Origin of the sequence: Enterococcus sp. S183_ASV_20, assembly GCF_018919685.1 — a bacterium.
In the GTDB taxonomy this organism is placed as follows: domain Bacteria; phylum Bacillota; class Bacilli; order Lactobacillales; family Enterococcaceae; genus Enterococcus; species Enterococcus faecalis.
Map to the genome: position 1 here is coordinate 1 of NZ_JAHLRI010000110.1, position 3,521 is coordinate 3,521.

Sequence of the window (3,521 nt, forward strand, 5' to 3'; positions counted from 1 at the left end):
TATGCCTTCATTACGAAACCCCCAATCGCTAAAATACTCATCTAACTTTTTCTGCTCTTTTTTTGACAAAGTAGGGGAGACCAAACCTTGAAAAGGGTTTGAATTTACTCTTTCTTCTTGTTTTATTCTACTAGAATGACGATACATACACACGAAGTCAATTTCTTCTATACTATAGGAATCTTCACCAATTATTATTTTGTTTTCTTCCGCATATCCTCGAAAAGTTCCTATAACTGGTCTAGGAAAAGGATTGGTTTCTGAAGACATAAGTAATAAATATAATGGCTTATTTTGTTTGATTGAGCGAGAAAAATAAGAAGAAAATTCTTTTCTATTTTGCTTCATTTGGTTGTACCTAAGCCAACAGTTCCACCTGCATGGCCACCAACAAGGCTTGCTCTTGAAATTGCTGTGGCGCCTTCCATCAGTGAAGAAGCATGTATCAGTGCTTTAAACCCAAATTTCTGACGTATTTTATCAATAAGAAAATACATATCCGTTTCATGAATTTGCTCCTCCGGAACAGAAAATAAATCCAGCTGTAAATTTTTGTTCCATACAAGACGGCCATAGGATACTCCTAAATTTCGTACGTCGACCCCTGGTGCGTAATTCTCTTCAAAAAGACGCAGTACATGTTCAGTCAAGACTTTTGTGTTATTACTTGGTTCTACTTTCATTTGTCTACGCCAGCCGGTTTGGCCGTATTTGTCTGTCTGACCTTTTGAGTAGCCAACAAACAAAGAGACACAGGTTGTCTGACACGATGCCATGCGTAAGCGACTAGCAACCTGGTCCGACAATTCCTTCAAAACCAATTTTATTTGTTCTTTATTTGCATAATCTTTGGGTAAGACCTGACTATTACCAAATGATTTTTCTGTTGGTCGTCCCGCTTTTTGCCCTAAAAAACTACGATCTATGCCCCATGAGTGCGCGTACAGCTGTAGCCCCATGATACCAAAACGCTCTTTTAACATGTAGGGTTCAATGTGCGCTAGGTCATAAATGGACCGAATACCTAGCTTTTTTAAGCGAGCAGCCATGCGATTTCCTATCCCACAAAATTCTGTAAGAGGGGAGATTGGCCAAACTTTTTTTGGCACATCTTCATAGCGCCATTCAGCTACAAATCCTGGTGCATTCTTTGCTTCATTATCCAATGCTAACTTGGCCAGCAACGGATTTTCCCCAATTCCGATTGTTACATATAATCCCATATGATTATAAATCACACGTTGAATAATCTTGGCCAGTTTATAGGCGGTGTCACACTTAAAATAGGTCAGCGAAGCAGTCACATCAAGAAACGATTCATCGACACTGAATACAGAATGATCTTCATCAGAAACAAAGCGTTTATATAAATTGTTAATTTCTTGATTTTTCTTCATGTACAATTTCATGCGTGGAGATACAATAATGAAGTTCGGGTGGTCCGGAACTTCATTTTTCCTTGTAACATTGGAAATGCCTAATACTTTTTTTGCCATAGGGGAAGCAGCGAGTACCAGGCCACCCGAATTTTCAGAATTGCTCATGACCACAAGCATTGTCTTCAATGGATCAAGTCCACGTTCTACGCATTCCACGCTAGCATAAAAACTTTTTACGTCGATACAAAGCACATCACGACTGGGTTCTTTCGTATAATCGAACGTCAAATTCATCCAAAATCCCTTCTTTCTACTAACTCATTATACGAACTAATGTTCTCTTTGGCAACTAGTAAAATTCAGTTTTCCGTATTTTTTTATACACCTGTAAACTTTTGGCATAGTTGGAGAGAACGCAGAGAGGGAAACTATACAAAACGTTGAAGGCCAGTTGAGCAAAGCGAAACCAGTTATTCGTCTTTTGATGGTTGGCCACATGCCTGGTATGAACAATTATTCGTATTTAAATAGAGATTTTTTTATTTTCATCTATATATCCTATTTAAGCCTGTAAGAGCGAACGTTGAAATCTCTTCATTGCATAACTACCGATCAATATTTGTGAAAATGGCTTAGAATTGCTCTCTCATCACTATAATTATCATTAATAATTGAATATAGAATAACCCCCAAAAAAGATTTTCAGGGGGTGGGGTTTTATTTACTTACTAATTTTATCGATGCAAACTTTCCCAGTTTCATCAAGCAAAGGTGTGATTCCTCCTCTAGGGCTCTCTAAATAATTAACACCAGTAACTGTATCAACTACAATTTTATATCTTGATTGAGTTAAAGATTCACTTTCTTTTTCAATGAAACGTTCTTTTTTATTTGGCTTCTCCGTTTTAACCGGAGAGTTAAAAAGTTGTTGTTCTTTCACATGATTATCCGGATCAACTCCAAAGCGTATTACATCTAATTTTCTGTCGAGATAAAAAGGTAAACCATTTTTATTAACTGGCATAAATATTCTCCTTACTTCTTCTCACTTTTTTTGTTTTGCCTATCTGCTATCCTTTTGTCTTGTTTCATATTTCCAGCAAAAAAAGCAATTCCTACTGCACTTGAAGAAAAAACAAATTCTAAAGCTGACCAACGAAACAGTACCGTCAAAATTAAAATAATAAATATTGCGATCACTAAAACTGCGTCTTTTGTTCCAAAATTTAAATACCCAAAATTCATTAAAATCTCCACCTTTTTTAAATTATTGAAAGTAAACAATCAAAAATCTTTTTTACTTTTTCAATCGTTTTGAGCTACTTCATTTGTTTTTTCATCAATTGGTATATAGTTGCCTTGATACAATTTGTATTCTTTATTGCAGCTATCACATTTAAACTGATTATACTTTCCCAGTTCTCTTTTAGCTAATTGCCCGCAGTCACAATCAATAAAAGTAACTATATTACTTTTGTTCCATGTGCTGATTTCGATCCCCCAATGATCATATGTTTTTCGAACTACCATTTGTTATCCTCCTTATAACAATATTCTTTAATCATTTCCTTGAATTCTTGTTTTGTTTTAGGGTTCGTTCGTATGACTTCTTCAGCTAATTCTAAAAATACCTGCTCAACTTTTTCTGTCATGCTCTCAAAAATAATCAACGGGTTCTCTTCTTTCTTTACTCGATTCTTATATCTTTGGAAGTTTGCTGAATAAAGTCGCCCGTTTGACATTATCTCAATCCCATAACCTGTTACTAAAGGATTTTTCAACAACTGAATAATCTTTTCTCTATTCTCTATGTTAACCACTCCTGAATTATTTCTCACTAAGTAACTGTTCTTCCTTTGCTTGTTTCTTGATTCGTTTGAGTGTAGATAAAGAAATTCCTGTTTTCTTTTCTACTTCCCGCATACTGTTTGTTTGGATAGGCTACAATTAACTAGACAGAAAAATTAAGGTGTGTAGACTAGAAGAAAATATACCAGGAGGAATTTTTATGTCTAAGAGAACACGAAGAACTTTTTCACAAGAATTCAAGCAACAATCGTCAATCTTTACTTAGCTGGAAAGCCACGTGTAGAAATCATTCGAGAATATGAACTAACGGCTTCAGCATTTGACAAATGGGTA

Annotated in this window: 6 protein-coding genes and 2 pseudogenes; 1 reads left to right on the forward strand and 7 read right to left on the reverse strand. The window is 35.6% G+C overall.

What is annotated here, in order from left to right:
- From KQI94_RS15610 to KQI94_RS15640, 7 genes and pseudogenes are all read right to left on the reverse strand, one after another.
- The coding region (locus KQI94_RS15610) for a hypothetical protein (protein WP_002360672.1) at positions 1-348 on the reverse strand (348 nt) is incomplete at its 3' end.
- Entirely contained in the window at positions 345-1,673 is a 1,329-nt protein-coding gene (gene uvrA, locus KQI94_RS15615; protein WP_002400994.1) for an ultraviolet resistance protein UvrA, read from the reverse strand. The genes KQI94_RS15610 and uvrA, both read right to left, overlap by 4 nt.
- A 427-nt stretch (positions 1,674-2,100) precedes the next feature.
- Positions 2,101-2,403, reverse strand: coding sequence for a DUF6440 family protein (locus tag KQI94_RS15620; RefSeq protein ID WP_002372577.1), 303 nt, complete (start codon positions 2,401-2,403; stop codon positions 2,101-2,103).
- Positions 2,404-2,414: 11 nt separating this feature from the next.
- A complete protein-coding gene (locus KQI94_RS15625; RefSeq protein WP_002382045.1) occupies positions 2,415-2,624 on the reverse strand; it encodes a hypothetical protein in 210 nt (69 codons plus the stop codon).
- Between the two features lie 60 nt (positions 2,625-2,684).
- Positions 2,685-2,909, reverse strand: a complete 225-nt coding sequence (gene uvrC / locus KQI94_RS15630; RefSeq protein ID WP_002383635.1) for an ultraviolet resistance protein UvrA repressor UvrC — start codon at positions 2,907-2,909, stop codon at positions 2,685-2,687.
- Positions 2,903-3,217 carry a hypothetical protein gene (locus KQI94_RS15635; protein ID WP_002383634.1) on the reverse strand — a complete coding sequence of 105 codons (315 nt, stop codon included), beginning with the start codon at positions 3,215-3,217 and terminating at the stop codon, positions 2,903-2,905. The genes uvrC and KQI94_RS15635 overlap by 7 nt, the downstream gene beginning before the upstream one ends.
- A pseudogene (locus KQI94_RS15640) lies at positions 3,207-3,314 on the reverse strand (recombinase family protein); the annotation flags it as partial. The pseudogene KQI94_RS15640 and the gene KQI94_RS15635, both read right to left, overlap by 11 nt.
- A 73-nt stretch (positions 3,315-3,387) precedes the next feature.
- On the opposite strand from KQI94_RS15640, the pseudogene KQI94_RS15645 reads away from it, so the two are divergent.
- Positions 3,388-3,521, forward strand: a pseudogene (locus tag KQI94_RS15645) (transposase); the annotation flags it as partial.

Bases quoted from the DNA above. Each gene is read 5' to 3' on its own strand.
- uvrA (WP_002400994.1), bottom strand. From the start codon at position 1,673: ATGAATTTGACGTTCGATTATACGAAAGAACCCAGTCGTGATGTGCTT.
- KQI94_RS15625 (WP_002382045.1), bottom strand. From the start codon at position 2,624: ATGAATTTTGGGTATTTAAATTTTGGAACAAAAGACGCAGTTTTAGTG.
- uvrC (WP_002383635.1), bottom strand. From the start codon at position 2,909: ATGGTAGTTCGAAAAACATATGATCATTGGGGGATCGAAATCAGCACA.
- KQI94_RS15620 (WP_002372577.1), bottom strand. From the start codon at position 2,403: ATGCCAGTTAATAAAAATGGTTTACCTTTTTATCTCGACAGAAAATTA.